General features: G+C 72.5%; 15 protein-coding genes and 1 pseudogene. 11 read left to right on the top strand and 5 right to left on the bottom strand.

Annotated elements, in window-relative coordinates; translation table 11 throughout:
• Nucleotides 1-95 precede the first annotated feature (95 nt).
• The 7 genes and pseudogenes from ACZ4A5_RS09885 to ACZ4A5_RS09855 all read left to right on the top strand — a co-directional run.
• The gene (locus ACZ4A5_RS09885; protein WP_467580570.1) at nt 96-2,153 is read left to right on the top strand and encodes a glycosyltransferase family 4 protein; all 2,058 of its coding nucleotides are present in this window, start codon (nt 96-98) and stop codon (nt 2,151-2,153) included.
• A gap of 576 nt (nt 2,154-2,729) precedes the next feature.
• A complete protein-coding gene (locus tag ACZ4A5_RS09880; RefSeq protein WP_467580567.1) occupies nt 2,730-3,749 on the top strand; it encodes a DUF4328 domain-containing protein in 1,020 nt (339 codons plus the stop codon).
• Nucleotides 3,750-3,783: 34 nt separating this feature from the next.
• Nucleotides 3,784-4,434 carry an RNA polymerase sigma factor gene (locus ACZ4A5_RS09875; RefSeq protein WP_398868024.1) on the top strand — a complete coding sequence of 217 codons (651 nt, stop codon included), beginning with the start codon at nt 3,784-3,786 and terminating at the stop codon, nt 4,432-4,434.
• A complete protein-coding gene (locus ACZ4A5_RS09870; RefSeq protein WP_467580563.1) occupies nt 4,434-5,675 on the top strand; it encodes a hypothetical protein in 1,242 nt (413 codons plus the stop codon). The genes ACZ4A5_RS09875 and ACZ4A5_RS09870 overlap by 1 nt, the downstream gene beginning before the upstream one ends.
• 306 nt (nt 5,676-5,981) lie before the next feature.
• Nucleotides 5,982-7,586 carry an acyl-CoA mutase large subunit family protein gene (locus ACZ4A5_RS09865; protein WP_467580560.1) on the top strand — a complete coding sequence of 535 codons (1,605 nt, stop codon included), beginning with the start codon at nt 5,982-5,984 and terminating at the stop codon, nt 7,584-7,586.
• 46 nt (nt 7,587-7,632) lie between these two features.
• Nucleotides 7,633-7,845 carry a hypothetical protein gene (locus ACZ4A5_RS09860; RefSeq protein ID WP_116213515.1) on the top strand — a complete coding sequence of 71 codons (213 nt, stop codon included), beginning with the start codon at nt 7,633-7,635 and terminating at the stop codon, nt 7,843-7,845.
• Between the two features lie 122 nt (nt 7,846-7,967).
• A pseudogene (locus tag ACZ4A5_RS09855) lies at nt 7,968-8,360 on the top strand (Uma2 family endonuclease); the annotation flags it as partial.
• A gap of 180 nt (nt 8,361-8,540) precedes the next feature.
• Here the strand turns inward: ACZ4A5_RS09855 and ACZ4A5_RS09850 are convergent.
• The 4 genes from ACZ4A5_RS09850 to ACZ4A5_RS09835 form a co-directional block, all read right to left on the bottom strand.
• Entirely contained in the window at nt 8,541-8,852 is a 312-nt protein-coding gene (locus tag ACZ4A5_RS09850) for a hypothetical protein (protein ID WP_467580733.1), read from the bottom strand.
• Between the two features lie 21 nt (nt 8,853-8,873).
• Nucleotides 8,874-9,041, bottom strand: coding sequence for a hypothetical protein (locus tag ACZ4A5_RS09845; protein ID WP_467580730.1), 168 nt, complete (start codon nt 9,039-9,041; stop codon nt 8,874-8,876).
• Nucleotides 9,042-9,264: 223 nt separating this feature from the next.
• The gene (locus ACZ4A5_RS09840) at nt 9,265-9,537 is read right to left on the bottom strand and encodes a DUF397 domain-containing protein (RefSeq protein WP_467580557.1); all 273 of its coding nucleotides are present in this window, start codon (nt 9,535-9,537) and stop codon (nt 9,265-9,267) included.
• Nucleotides 9,534-10,403: a helix-turn-helix domain-containing protein gene (locus tag ACZ4A5_RS09835; protein ID WP_467580554.1), complete on the bottom strand. Its 870-nt coding sequence runs from the start codon at nt 10,401-10,403 to the stop codon at nt 9,534-9,536. Before ACZ4A5_RS09835 ends, ACZ4A5_RS09840 begins: the two co-directional genes overlap by 4 nt.
• A gap of 159 nt (nt 10,404-10,562) precedes the next feature.
• Between ACZ4A5_RS09835 and ACZ4A5_RS09830 the strand changes: the two genes are divergently transcribed.
• The 4 genes from ACZ4A5_RS09830 (at nt 10,563) to ACZ4A5_RS09815 (ending at nt 13,200) form a co-directional block, all read left to right on the top strand.
• A complete protein-coding gene (locus tag ACZ4A5_RS09830; RefSeq protein WP_467580551.1) occupies nt 10,563-10,907 on the top strand; it encodes a hypothetical protein in 345 nt (114 codons plus the stop codon).
• Entirely contained in the window at nt 10,907-11,146 is a 240-nt protein-coding gene (locus ACZ4A5_RS09825; protein ID WP_467580718.1) for a DUF6255 family natural product biosynthesis protein, read from the top strand. The genes ACZ4A5_RS09830 and ACZ4A5_RS09825 overlap by 1 nt, the downstream gene beginning before the upstream one ends.
• Before the next feature lie 88 nt (nt 11,147-11,234).
• Nucleotides 11,235-11,369, top strand: coding sequence for a lasso RiPP family leader peptide-containing protein (locus tag ACZ4A5_RS09820; protein WP_467580548.1), 135 nt, complete (start codon nt 11,235-11,237; stop codon nt 11,367-11,369).
• Nucleotides 11,370-11,376: 7 nt separating this feature from the next.
• Entirely contained in the window at nt 11,377-13,200 is a 1,824-nt protein-coding gene (locus ACZ4A5_RS09815) for an asparagine synthase-related protein (protein ID WP_467580546.1), read from the top strand.
• 104 nt (nt 13,201-13,304) lie between these two features.
• Here ACZ4A5_RS09815 and ACZ4A5_RS09810 read toward each other — a convergent pair whose 3' ends face one another.
• Nucleotides 13,305-14,072 (bottom strand): fibronectin type III domain-containing protein, encoded by a 768-nt coding sequence (locus ACZ4A5_RS09810; protein ID WP_467580543.1) that lies wholly within the window; start codon nt 14,070-14,072, stop codon nt 13,305-13,307.

Genomic DNA, 14,072 nt, shown 5'->3' with positions numbered 1-14,072 from the left:
GCAACCCGCACCCCACCCAACAGCCCCAATACCTCCCCGCACCCAAAAGGCCCTACCCTCCGGGAAGTACGCACGCGCACTTGAACGAGGGCCCGATGAAGATCGAATTCTTGCTGCACAACGCCTACGGCATCGGCGGCACCATCCGCTCGACCGTCAATCTCGCCGCCGCCCTCGCGGAGCGGCACGAGGTGCGCATCGTCAGCGTCAACCGCCCCGTGGACGAGCCCGAGCTCACCATCGACCCCCGGGTGCGCCTCACCCCCCTGGTCGACCTGCGCGAGGGTGCCGACACCGACGAGTACGAGGCCCCCCTCAACCAGCAGCCCAGCGAGATCTTCCGGGACGAGCGGATCGACAACGGCCGGATGGCGGCGACCGCCCTCACCGACCAGCGCGTGGCCGCGCACCTCGCCGCCACCGACGCCGACGTCGTCATCGCCACCCGCCCCAAGCTCATCGGCTACCTCGCGAAGTACGGCAGCGACCGCTTCCTGCGGCTCGGCCAGGAGCACCTCACCCACGAGGCGCACGTCCCCGAGCTGCACGCCGTGATGGACCCGGCGATCGCCGCGCTCGACGCCTTCGCCACCGTCTCCGAGGCCGACGCGGGTCACTACCGCGAGGCGCTGCCCGACGCGCACGCCCGCATCCTCTCCATCCCCAACGCCGTCCCGGCGCCGGTCGCCGAGCCCTCCGACGGCACGTCCCGGACGATCGTCTCGGCCGGCCGCCTCGTCGCGGTGAAGCGCTACGACCGCCTCGTCGCCGCCTTCGCGAAGGTCGCCGCCGAGCGCCCCGACTGGAACCTGCGGATCTACGGCCGCGGCCCCGCCAAGGCCAAGCTGCGCAAGCAGATCGAGGAGCTCGGGCTCTACGAGCGCGTCACGCTCATGGGCGCCCGCTCGCCCATCGAGACCGAGTGGTCGAAGGGCGCCGTCGCCGCCGTCGCCTCCGACGCCGAGTCCTTCGGTATGACCATCGTCGAGGCCATGCACGCCGGGCTGCCGGTCATCGCCACCGACTGCCCCTACGGCCCGCGCGAGATCCTCACCGACGGCACCGACGGCATCCTCGTCCCGCTCGACGACTCCGACGCGGTCGACGCCTACGCCGAGGCCCTCCTGAAGCTCACCGGCGACGCCGGACTGCGCCGGAGCCTCGGCGCGGCGGCCCGCGAGACCGCCCACCGCTACGAGCCGTCCCGGATCGCGCAGCGCTACGAGGAGCTCTTCGAGGAGCTCCGCCCCGGCTCCACCGCCGCCGCGTCCGCGCCGGAGAAGAAGGGCGGCTTCCTGCGCGGCCTCTTCGGGGGCAAGGCCAAGCAGCCGACGGCCGCCACCCTCGCGCCGCGGGGCGACATCGCCCACCCCGAGGCCCGCTGCGCCGTCGAGGCCGACGGCTCCCTGACCGTACGGCTGCGCCTGGATCAGCTCACCTCCGCCGACACCCACGTCCTGCTCCGCCACCGCGGCAGCAAGGGCAAGGAGTCCGTGCGCGTTCCGCTCGCCGCCGACGGCACGGCCCGGATCGAGCGCGCCGCCCACACCATGTCCGAGGGGCGCTGGGACACCTACGTCGAGCGGTCCGGCGACAAGTCCCGGCGCCGCCTGACCGCGGCGCTCGTCGAGCAGAAGGCGCTCCTCGGCCTGCCGCTCGCGGTCTCGGACGCCGGGGTCGCGGCCTGGGTGCCGTACGAGACCAGCGACGGCTTCCTCGCCGTCCGCACCTGGCTGCGCCCGCAGCACGCCGAGGCCACGGAGGTGCGCGTCGGCGACGACGCGGTCACCGTCACCGTCGCGCTGTACGGCACGGCCCTGGGCGAGGGCGCCGAGCTCCTCGCCCGCCTCCGGCACGGCGACGGCGCGGCCGGTGACGTCCGCGTCCCCCTGGAGAACGGCAGCGGCGGCCTCCCGTACGCCCCCATGGAGAAGCGCGTCGCCGAGGACCAGGACCTGTGGGACCTCTGGGTACGCCCGAAGTCCGGCGCCGCTCTCGTGCGAGTCGGCCGCATCGCGGGGGACTTCGCCGACCGCAAGGGTGTCGACACGTTCCCTGCGGCTGCTCGTGGCGCGGTGCGCCTGCGGCCGTATTTCACGGTGACGAATGATCTGACGGTGACGGTGAAGGATGCGGCGGCGGACGTGGTGTAGGGGGTTCGCCGTTGTCTGGTGTGGGGGCGCGCCCGTTTCCTTTCAGCCCGTTGGGGGCACCTCCCAGCGGTAGCTGGGGGAGTTTGAGGACGCTCCCCCAGACTTCGTCCGGGGGGACCCCCAAGGCCGCTCCCGCCGCAGGCGGTAACCGGCCCGCAGCCGGGGGTCTGGGGCACGTGCGCCCCAGTTTCGGGAAGGGGCGGGGCTGGGGAAAAAGCGCCGCAGGCCAACGCCCCCGCACCCCCAGCGGCCTCAGGCGCGAGCCCCACGCGGCGGAGCCGCAAAAAGACAAAGCCCCGCAAACGGAGACGGCCGGGGCCGCCACCCCCCACAGGAGAGGCCCCGACCGTCGTCCGGCGCGAACCCTGGTGGGGCCCGCACTACCTACAGCGCCACGGCCCCTAAATCCGTCACACTGTCGTACCGGCGACGGGGGCCGTTTCTGGACGAGGCCGGGCCCCTGCCCGTAACGTGCGGGTCCGCGCCCGAGGCGGCGCCGCTCTCCCGTTCGGTCCCGGTGGCCGGGGAACCGGGGGTTTCGCATCAGTTCGGCCACGTCCCCAGGGGGTCTGAGAAATGTATCCGTGCGGTCGATGCCGCGCTGCCGCCGTCGGCCAGGACGGCCGCTGCGCCGCCTGTGGCGCGTACCAGCAGCAGCCGGCCCCGCCGATGGGGATGCCGCCGGCGCCCCCGTATCCGTACGCCGCGATGCCCGTCGGCGCCGCCGACCTCCGGCGCGGTCTGCGGATCACGCTCAGCGTGCTGCTCGCGGTGTGCGTGGTGGTGGTGCTGTTCGTCTTCACGGCGCGCGTGGAGCAGCGTTCGGCGATCCAGGCCGTCATCGACAACGGCGTCAGCGGCAGCACGGTGGACGACGCCAACGACGCGGACAGCTTCGTCCTTGGGACGCAGCTGGTCTACTTCCTGGTGTTCGTCGTGACCGGCGCGGTGTGGGCCGTGTGGTTCCGGCGCGCGCGGCTGAACGCCGAGCTGTTCGCCCCGGGCACGCACCGCATGGGCACCGGCTGGGCGGCGGGCGCGTGGTTCACACCGGTGGTCAACCTCTGGTTCCCCAAGCAGATCGCCAACGACATCTACCGGGCCAGTGCCCCGGCCGGCCCGCAGAGCGCGCCCAAGGGACTGCTGAACACCTGGTGGTGCCTGTGGATCGGCTCGTTCGCCATCAACATGATCGCGTCCGTCACGGCCGCCTCCGCGAGCGCCCGGCTCCGGACGCGGGGCTATGACGGCTCCACCTGGGAGAGCGACGTCGACTCCCTGAAGTCCGCCGCCAACCTCTCGGCTTTCGCCGCCCTGCTGACGGCCGCCGCGGGCGTCCTCGCGATCTTCGTCGTGCGGCAGCTGGCGCGGCTCCAGGAGCAGCGCGCCCTCATGGGCCCCGCGCCGATGGGCCCCATGGGACCCATGCCGCCGATGGGCGTGCCGATGGCGGGTCCGGCGGCTGGTCCGGTGCCCGGGATGCCGTACGGCGCTCCGGGTTATCCGCCCGCGCAGCCCGGTCCGGCGGCGGGCGGCTGGGCCAATCCGGCGCCATCACCGCAGAATCCTTACGGCAACGGCCCGGCCGGCCACTGAGCCGCGGATTCTCCCAGTGGGGCAGGATGAGGGTGTGCAGGGGGACGACACTGAGCTGACGGCCGCGGTGCGCGCGGCGCAGAGCGGGGACGAGACGGCGTTCCGCACCGTCTACCGGACGGTCCATCCCCGCCTGCTCGGCTATCTGCGCACCCTCGTCGGGGACGCCGAGGCGGAGGACGTGGCCTCCGAGGCGTGGCTCCAGATCGCCCGCGATCTGGAGCGGTTCACCGGGGACGCGGACCGCTTCCGCGGCTGGGCGGCGCGGATCGCCCGCAACCGCGCCCTCGACCACATCCGGATGCGCGGCCGGCGCCCGGCGATCGGCGGCGACGAGAGCGAGCTCGCGGGCCGCGCGGCCGACGCGGACACCGCCGGGGAGGCCCTGGAGTCGCTCGGCACGGACCACACCTTCGCCCTCATAGCCCAGCTGCCGCAGGACCAGGCGGAGGCCGTCGTGCTGCGGGTGGTCGTCGGGCTCGACGCGAAGAGCGCCGCCGGGGTGCTCGGCAAGCGGCCGGGCGCGGTCCGTACCGCCGCCCACCGGGGCCTGCGGCGGCTCGCCGAACTGGTGACGGCGCCCGACACCCTCCCCGGGCAGCGGCAGGCACAACCGTCACACACCGGAGCGAACGCTTCTGCCGGTGTGACGCAATTGCGCACGCGGACGCAGAAGGACATGTGATGGCCGACGACCACCGCTACGACTGGCTGGATGACGACGCCGTGGAGCGTCTGCTCACGCCTGCGCAGTCGCCTTCGGCGGGCCCGGAGGCGGAGCTGCGGCTGGCGGCGCTGCTGCGTGCCCTGACCCCGGAACCGGCCCTGCCGGACCACGCCCTGCCGGGCGAGGAGGCGGCGCTGGCGGCGTTCCGCACGGCACGCGCGCAACGGGCGCGCGAGGCGCACGCCTTCGCGGAGGAGCCCGCGGCCGCGCCCGGCGAACACGCGTCGCCGCTGCGGCCTGACGTATCGGATGTACCGGGCGTACCGGGCGTGGATCGCGGTCTCGCGGCCCCGTCGCGGGCCGCGCACGGGCGCACCCCCGGCTCCCCTGTAGTTGACGAAGCGTCAGGCGCGGTCGCGCGCCCCCTCGTCGGCGCGACGGAATCCACTACGCGCGTCAACCACCCCGCCGCCGCCCCCGCCGCCCGCCTCGGCGTGGCCGAAAAGGCGCGGGGTCTGTTCGGCCGGTGGCGGCCCGTGAAGGTCGCCCTCGCCATGACCGTCGCCGGGTGCGCGCTGGGCGGCGTCGCCGTCGCCGCCGGTACGGGCGTGCTGCCGGCGCCCTTCGGCCGTGCGGCCGGCGAGCCCGAGACCAGCGCCAGCGTCTCCGCCCTCGACGACACCGGCATGGAGACACCGCTGCCCCCGTCCGGCGCGCCCAGCGCCTCGCCGTCGCCCGGCAAGGGCGGTGGCTCCCGCGCGAGCGGCGCGCCGCACGCCCCCGTGCCCACCGGCGGCGGTGCCACCGCCGGGCACGGCGGCAAGGAGGACAGACCCGGGGAGACCCCCTCGGCCTCTCCCAGCCACGACGGCGGTCAGGACCACGGCGGCGGCGACGCCGACGCCGCCAGGGGCGGCACGGTCTGGGCCGCCCGGCTCTGCCGCGACTTCCTCGCCGCGCAGCAGCGCCGCGGCCAGGACGTCGACGAGCACGACCTCCGCGACCTGGAGCGCTTCGCGGGCGCCGGGAGCGCGGACGCCCTGCGGGAATACTGCGAGCGCTACGCGCCGGACGGCGGCAAGGGCGTCACCAGCGGCGGCAAGGGCGCGAGTGGCGGCAAGGGCGACGACGACAGCCAGGGCGACGGCCGCCGCGGCCGGTCCGTCCCGATCGTCCCGTCCGTCCTCGGCACCTCCCCGCTCCTGCTCTCGAAGGCGCTCCCGGACCCGCTCGGGGCGCCGCTCCGTCCCCTGCTGTGACGTTCGCTGTGACGTTTTTCGCGCCGGTGGCGCTGTAGGAAGTGTGCCGACTGGTCATCGGCCGCGCACGAGCCGGAGTTCCCCCCATACCGTCGGCTCGGCGCACCGGCGCGGGCGGGGCTCTTCCCCCGGCTCTGCCCGCGCCCCCCACAGGCCGCCGCGCCTCCACCGCCTCGCCCGCCGCGCCGGTGCTGCCTCTTCGCCCTCCGGCGGAGCATCCTTGTACGTACCTGCGAGATACGCATCCGCGAGATACGTATCCGCGAGGACACCGCACGGCCTGACGAGCAGCGGGAGGCGGCACCCATGGCGCGCGAGCCGAAGAGCAGCAGCACACGGCCGACCGAGTCCGGACTGACCGTCGATCCGGTCTACGGCCCCGAGGCCCTCGCCGGCTGGGATCCCGCCGAGCGGCTCGGCGCCCCCGGCGCGTACCCCTTCACCCGCGGCGTCTACCCCACGATGTACACCGGCCGCCCCTGGACGATGCGGCAGTACGCGGGGTTCGGCACCGCCGCCGAGTCCAACGCCCGCTACCGGCAGCTCATCGAGCACGGCACCATGGGCCTGTCCGTCGCCTTCGACCTGCCCACTCAGATGGGCCACGACTCCGACACGCCCCTGGCGAGCGGCGAGGTCGGCAAGGTCGGGGTCGCGATCGACTCGGTCGAGGACATGCGGGTGCTCTTCGACGGCATCCCGCTCGACAAGGTCTCCACGTCGATGACCATCAACGCGCCCGCCGCGCCGCTCCTGCTGTTGTACGAGCTCGTGGCCGAGGAGCAGGGCGTGCCGGCCGGGAGCCTGACCGGCACCGTGCAGAACGACATCCTCAAGGAGTACATCGCGCGCGGCACGTACATCTTCCCGCCGCAGCCCTCGCTGCGGCTCGTCGCGGACACCTTCCGCTACTGCGGCGAGGTGCTGCCCCGGTGGAACACGATCTCGATCTCCGGCTATCACATGGCGGAGGCCGGTGCCTCGCCCGTGCAGGAGATCGCGTTCACGCTGGCCGACGGCATCGAGTACGTCCGCACCGCCGTCGCCGCGGGCCTGGACGTCGACGCGTTCGCGCCCCGGCTGTCGTTCTTCTTCGTCGCGCGGACGACGTTCCTGGAGGAGGTCGCGAAGTTCCGCGCGGCGCGGCGGATCTGGGCGCGGGTGATGCGTGAGGAGTTCGGCGCGCGCGACCCCAAGTCGCTGATGCTGCGCTTCCACACGCAGACCGCGGGCGTCCAGCTGACCGCGCAGCAGCCGGAGCTCAATCTCGTACGGGTCGCCGTGCAGGGCCTGGCGGCGGTGCTCGGCGGTACGCAGTCGCTGCACACCAACGCCTTCGACGAGGCCATCGCCCTGCCCACCGCCACATCGGCCCGGCTGGCCCTGCGCACCCAGCAGGTCCTGGCCCACGAGACGGACGTGACGGCCACGGTCGACCCCTTCGCCGGCTCGTACGCGGTGGAGTCGCTGACCGACGCGGTCGAGGCGGCGGCGCTCGACCTCATGCGGCGGGTGGCGGACCGGGGCGGGGCAGTCGCCGCCATCGAGGAGGGCTTCCAGAAGGCCGAGATCGAACGGAACGCGTACCGCATCGCGCGGGAGACCGACAGCGGCGAGCGCGTCGTCGTCGGCGTCAACCGCTACCGGCTGGACGAGGAGGAGCCGTACGAGCCGCTCCGCGTCGACCCCGCGATCGAGGAGCAGCAGGTGCAGCGCCTGCGGCAGTTGCGCGCCTCCCGCGACGGACAGGCGGTGGCGGCCGCCCTGGCCCGCCTGAAGGAGGCGGCCGCCGGCACGGACAACGTCCTGCCTCCCATGAAGGCCGCGCTCAGGGAGCGGGCGACGGTGGGCGAGGTGTGCGGGGCGCTGCGGGAGGTGTGGGGGACGTACGAGCCGAGCGAGTCCTTCTGAACGGTTTCGGGAACGGCGGCCTCCCGGGGTGAGGGAAAATGGCCGGATGTCCTCTCCGCGCCGCACGTGCCCCGTCTGCTCCCGAGAGATCGCCGTGGTCGGCGGTCGCTTCGCCCGCCACGACCCCCCGGGCCGCCGCGCCTCGTACGACCTCATCTCCTGCCCCGGCTCCCGCCGCTCGGCCCCCCTCCTCTCCACGGAACCCCGCCTCTTCGACCCGGAGGAACCGGACATGAAGGGGCAGGGACAGCTGTTCTGAGGGGTGGGGCGGACCGGAGCCGGAGGGGAAACGGCCCTTGTACGGTCGAGGCGTCACGATGGGCGCCGAGTGACCAGGGAGACAGCGTGACCGGAGCCGTGGATCCGCAGACCTACGCACGGATGCGGGAGATCGCCGAAGAGCTCTGGCCCGTCGCCGAACGCATGCAGGGCGCGTGGGCGGTCGAGATCGGGGCGGCGGGGGTCGTCGTCATGATGAGCCCGGTCAAGCGGCACGAGGCGATCGCCGCCCGCATCGTGCGGCAGCTCAACGCCCAGCTGGTGACCACGCATCCCGGTCAGGATGTCGTCGCCCAGTCCGGCGCCGTGGTGGAGCACCCGACGATCGGGCGCATGCGCCGCCCGGACGCCGTGGTCGTCCCGCTCCCCGTCCTGGACGAGCCGGGGGCGACGGTCGACCCGGCGGACCTGCTGGCCGTGGTCGAAGTGGTGTCGGAGTCCAACCCGGACAACGACTATGTGGAGAAGGCCGCCGACTATCCGGCGATGGGCATCCCGCTGTACCTGCTCATCGACCCCCGCAAGGGCCTCGTCTACACCTACGCCGACCCGGCTCCAACGGCCCCCACTACGCGACAGTGTCGCCCTACGTCTTCGGCGACCAGGTGCCTTTCGGCCCGTGGACTGTCGACACGACGGCATTCAAGCGCTACGCCGACGCCTGAGCGCCCGCCCTCAGCGCAGCTTGGAGCGGCTGCCCTCCGGCCGGGACGTCAGGCGGGGGCGGTGACGTGGCTGGGCCGTGGCGGGCGCGGGGTCCTTCGTCGTCCACTGTTTCGCCTGGGACCAGGCCGCCTTCGCGCAGAGGGCCTGGAGCCGGCGGGGGAGCCGGTCGACGGCCCGGCGGCAGGGGGCCTCGCCGCAGTGGATGGGGGAGGCGGTCAGGCCCAGGTGCGGGTAGGCCATGCTCTTGGGCGGCATATAGACGCACCCGCAGGCCACGCAGGTGAACACGGGACGCATCGGTTCGGCTTGCTCGGACGGCACGAGAACCTCTTCCCTCGACGGCTAGCCCGACGTGCTGCCCGTACCGCCGCAGAGAGTGCAGGACGAATAGCTGGTGCGGGTGACGGGACGCTGGCGACCGTCGCCATCGGTCTCGACGGTGTATTCGGTCTTCGTGGTGATGCCGTCGCCGTCACAGGCCGCGCACGGCCGCTCCTGCTGTCCGGGCATCCGCCACTCCCTTTCGCCACCCCGAGGATAGCGAGCGCGTGTGGGGTGCCGCAGTCCCTTGCCCGACGGTCCGGGCCCCTGAGCGGACCGGCCGGTGCCCTGCTCGTCGCCGTCCGTGTCTCGCCGGGGGAAGTCTGTGACCGGCCGGCCATCCGCCGGATCGTCACCGACCTCACCCAGCGATACCCACGGGTGACCGGCGTACGTGAGCTCGCCTCGGCGGTCAGCAGGAGTAGTACTGCGTGACCCGCGACGTCGCCGCGGTCCTGGCGGTGAAGGCGCTGAGGAGGATGGGCGGTTGGGGCGATTTATCGGCAGTGCGCAGGGCGCCTTGGAGGAGGGCGTCGGAGAATGCGCGGTATGCGGGTGAAGTGAAGTGGAGCGTGGGGCGGTTGGGGTTTTTGGAGTCGCGTATGGATATGGCTTCGTCGGATCTGGATATCTCGACGCAGTTGGCATGGCCGTCGCTGTAGCTGCTCTTGTTGAAAGTGCTCAACGTGCCTCCTCGATGACCCTGGAAATGATGTCGCGAGACATGTCCGACTTCAGGGATCGTGCCCACAGGTGATCGAAAGCGGCCGCGTAGTGGGCGACCTGGGAGTCATCCTCCAGATAGAGCGACTTCGTGAGGAGTTCCACCGCGACGACCGGTTCGCCCACTTCGAAGTGGAAGACCGTGTAGCGGCCGTCCACCCCAGGATGCGCGCCTGTCTCGAAGGGGAGAACCCTCAACTCGACATTGGGTTGCTCCGAAACGGCGAGCAGATGCTCAAGCTGCCCTCGGAGAACCTCGGGTCCGCCCACCTCGCGCCGCAGGCAAGCCTCGTCGAGGACGTACCGCAACGCGATGGGTGCCCGGTTGGACTCGCAGCCCGGTGTCAGGGCCATGATGTCCTGGCGCTTCATCCGGAGCTCGACGAAAGCCCGCATCGTGCGTGCTGTGTTCCAGACGTTGGAGCCCTCGATGGTCGCGTGGGCGTACTGCTCCGTCTGTAGAAGTCCTGGGAGGATGGTGGCTGCGTAACCATCTGTTCGGGTGGCGATCTCTTCCAGTTCGATGAAGTCCGCGAGAGCAGGGCTGATCACGTCCTTGTATCGCGCGAACAAGTTCTTCTGCCGGCTGCTGCCGGCAAGCCTCGCGATCTCCCTGGTCTCTGCGATGTGCGCCGGGTCTTCGACCTGGTAAGCGGCCAGGAACTTCTCCAGGTCCGGCCGCTGCCTCCCATTCTCGATCCGGCTCAGGCTGGGCTCGGAAAGATCCAGCAGCTTGGCACCCTCGGCGAGCTTGAGGCCGTTCCTCACGCGCATCGTCCTCAGTCTCGCGCCGAGTCGACGGCGCAGCACGGTGGGCTCGTCGGCCATGCGATCACCTCCTCCTTGCGGTGACTCTACCGAGCTCAACTGGGCTGGCCCCTGCAAGAGTTCACTCGATCGATGAAATCGTCGGTGAAAGTTTCACGACAAGCCGCGCCGGGCGCCATGATGAGCCGCAACATCGCATGGCTCGGGAAGGCGAGGGTGATGACCTACAGGAACGGCGCGTTCGTAGTGGACACGCGCGGGGGGCGGATCGCCCAAGTGATCGACAGTGTCGGCAGTCGTGTACGCGTCCGCACCCCCGGCGGCGGCGCCGAATGGGAAGTCCCCTTCGCCGTGTTGCGGTTGGCGACGCGCGCCGAGCGCGACGAAGTGGGGCTCTGGCCCGCCGGTTCGTGGTCGCGGATGGAGTGCCCGGAATGCCCGGTCCTGGAACAGGCGTGGCGGGAAGCCGCCGCCGGAGGCGACCGGCTGAAGGAGGCGACCGCGCTCGTGACGCTGCGGCGGCACGGCCGGGTCGTGCACCTGCTGCCGGGAGGCAAGGCGTGATGATGTGCTCGCACAGCAACGGATGGGCTCAGGGCAACGGCGCGTACCAGTGCCGCAGTTGTGGTGTCCGGCGGTTCACCGACTACCGCGCCGTACGCCCGCCAGGGCTCGCCGAAGCCGTAACCCGACCCCGCGGAGAGGCCCGGAAAACGGATCGCGCGGCCGCGCTGTGGCTGATGCAACGGACTCGACGGCGCCAACCAATCACGTATGACAAGTGGTTGGTCTCACCCGTTTGAGTGGACGAAGTGTTGATCAGGTGTAATTAGGGGGCGATATCGGGAAGTTACCCGGCTGACGGAGCTGTGACCGGGGAGGGGATCCGCCATGGGGCGGGAAGAAGAGCCGTATGAGCCACCGGAGTTGATGGAGGTCGGTGAGTTCGCCGACCTGACGCTGGGCATGTCCACGGGGACGTGCTGCGAAGGCGGCTACGCCCCCTGGTACGTCGGGCCGAGCTGACCTGACGATGAGCAGGGAGACATGGTTCGTGGTCTTTCCCGACGGCGAACCGGGGGCGGCCGTGGCGCAGGCGTTGCGCCGTGGGGCCGCCGAGGTGATCGACCACCACTCCGGACGGCCGTGGCTGGTGGGGAGCTGGCCGGCCGGGCAAGTGGTGGTGGCCGCGGTGGGGGAGGCGCGGCTGGCGGTGATCGGGCGGTGTCCCGTCACCGCCGAGGCATTGAGGGTCCGGCTCAGGCGCGTGCGGGAGATCGCGGACGTCGAGGGGGCGCTGCGGGGGCTGGAGGGGAGCTTCCACGCCGTCGCTTCCGTGGGCGGCCGGGTGCGGGTGCGGGGCAGCGCTTCGGGGGTGCGGCGGGTGTTCCGCGCCCGGCTGGACGGGGTGACGGTGGCGGCGAGCCGCGCGGACACACTGGCGCGGGCCCTCGGCTCGGGGGTGGACGAGCGGAGGCTGGCCCTGCACCTGCTGTCGTCCCCGCCGCCGTTCCCGCTCGACGCGGGGCCCAGCCTGTGGCGGGGTGTGGAGGCGCTGCCGTCCGGGAGCTTCCTGCTGCTGGAGGCGGACGGGCGCGCCGAGGTGCGCCCGTGGTGGCATCCCCCCGAGCCTGACCTGCCGCTGGCGGAGGGCGCCGCCGAGGTGAGCCGGGCGCTCACGGCGGCGGTGGATTCCTGCACGGTGGACGCCAAGACCGTGAGTTCGGACCTCTCCGGGGGGATGGATTCGACCAGCCTGTGCTTTCTCGCGGCGCGTGGTCCGGCCCGTCTGGTCACGTTCCGCTGGGAGAGTGTGGACGCGGCGAACGACGACGCGGCCTGGGCGCAGCTGGCGGCCGCCCGGCTGCCGGGCACGGCCGAGCACGTCGTTCCCGAACGCTCGCGCGCGCCCCTGTGGTTCAGCGGTCTGACCGGCCTCGGGGCGACGGCCGACGAGCCGGGCAGCTGGGCGCGGGACGGCGCGCGACTCACCACGCTCGTGGAGCTGATGACGGAGCGCGGCTCGCAGCTGCATCTGTCGGGCGGCGGTGGGGATGAACTGTTCTGCGCGCTCCCGCCGTACGGGCGCGACCGCTTCGGCAGACACACGCTGCCCACGCTCAGCCTGGTGCGCAGGCGGGGCGCTCTCCGGCGGTGGCCGCTGTGGTCCCATGTGCGGGGGCTCGCGGACCGCAGCACGTTCAGCCAGTGGCTCGCCGCCTGGGCCGAGGGCCTTACGCAGGGCGCGAGTTCGTCCACGTCCTGGGGCCCGGCGCTGCGCATGCCGCCCTGGGCCACGCCGGACGCGGTCCGGGCCGTGCAGTGCCTCCTGCGCGCGGCGGCAGCGGATGTGCCGGAGCCGCTCGCGGGCCAGCGCGGCCAGCACGTCGCACTGTCCTGCGTGCAGGCGTGCGGGCGAGGCTTCCGGCAGGTCGACCAGGTGACGGCGGCGCAGGGCCTGCCGTACGCCGCGCCCTATCTCGACGACCGCGTGATCGAGGCCGCCCTCACCGTACGGCTCGCCGACCGCGCCGCGCGTGACCGCTACAAACCGGTGCTCGCCACGGCGATGGCCGGCCTTGTGCCGGACACCGTCCTGGCGCGCTCCACCAAGGGTGAGTACAGCGCCGATTTCTACCTCGGCCTCCGCCGCCACAAGGCCGAACTCGCCGAGATCGTCACCGGGTCCCGCCTGGCCCGAGCGGGCCTCCTGGACGCGTCGGCCCTGCGCGCGGGCCTGCGCCACCCCGAGCTCTCACCGGAGGTGATGCGCGCTCTCGACAACACGCTGGCCTGCGAGATGTGGCTGCGGTCGGCGCTCGACGCGGGCGGGGCGGGGCCGGGGATGCCGCCATGAGTGGCTCGCGAGCCCCGGCGGCCGTCGTGGCGCCGGGGGAGGGGCGAGCGCGGCCTCCGCCCGCCCGGTCGCATGCGGGCGGGCGGAGGCCGGACGGCGCATGGCTACGGAAGCGTGACCTGCGCGGCGTCCGAGAGAGTGCCCTCTTCGCCCTTCGCGCTGACGCCCACGACGCGGTAGGTGTAGCTCGCGCCCGGCTTCAGGTCGCGGCTGTCGGAGTACGTGGTCGCGTCCGTCTCGAAGACCAGGGACGGGTTCAGCCGCCCCGTGTCGTAGCGGTAGACCAGGTACTTCGACGGGCTCGGGGTGTCGTAGGGGTTCGGCTGCCAGCTCAGCTCGACCTTGCCGGAGCCGCCCTTCGCCGTCAGCGACTTCGGGGAGCCCGGGGTCTCTTGCCTGATCCGCATCAGGGGCGTACCCGCCGCCGTGGCCGATGCCGCGGACTCGTTGCCGGCCAGGTCCACCGTGGTCACGTAGTAGACGGCATACCGGTTGCGCTTGATCTCGGCGTCGATGAAGCCGTTCTCCGCGGCCTCCCCCGGCAGGGTGGCGATGTGCTTGAAGGGCTCGCCGTTGTCGTCGGCCCGGTACAGCTCGAAGGACTTCACGTTCTTGTCGATGACCGGATGCCGGTCCCAGGGGTTCGCGTAGTCCATGTCCCAGTGAATCCAGATGCCGTCCTCGGTGCTGGAGGCGACGAGTCCGGACACCGGCTTGGGCGACATGACGCCCTGGGTGGCGGAGGCAGCGGAGGCGGCGGCCTGGGGAGCGGTCGGCGCCGCGTACGCGCTGGTCGCCGGGATGGCGAGGCCGAGGGCCACGGCCGCGGCGCCTGTCAGGACGGTGCGGCGGGCGCCTTTTCTGCGAAGCAT

The organism is Streptomyces sp. NPDC025618, assembly GCF_055558795.1.
Note: the sequence above shows the minus strand (reverse complement) of the source record. Positions and strands in the feature narration are given on the sequence as shown.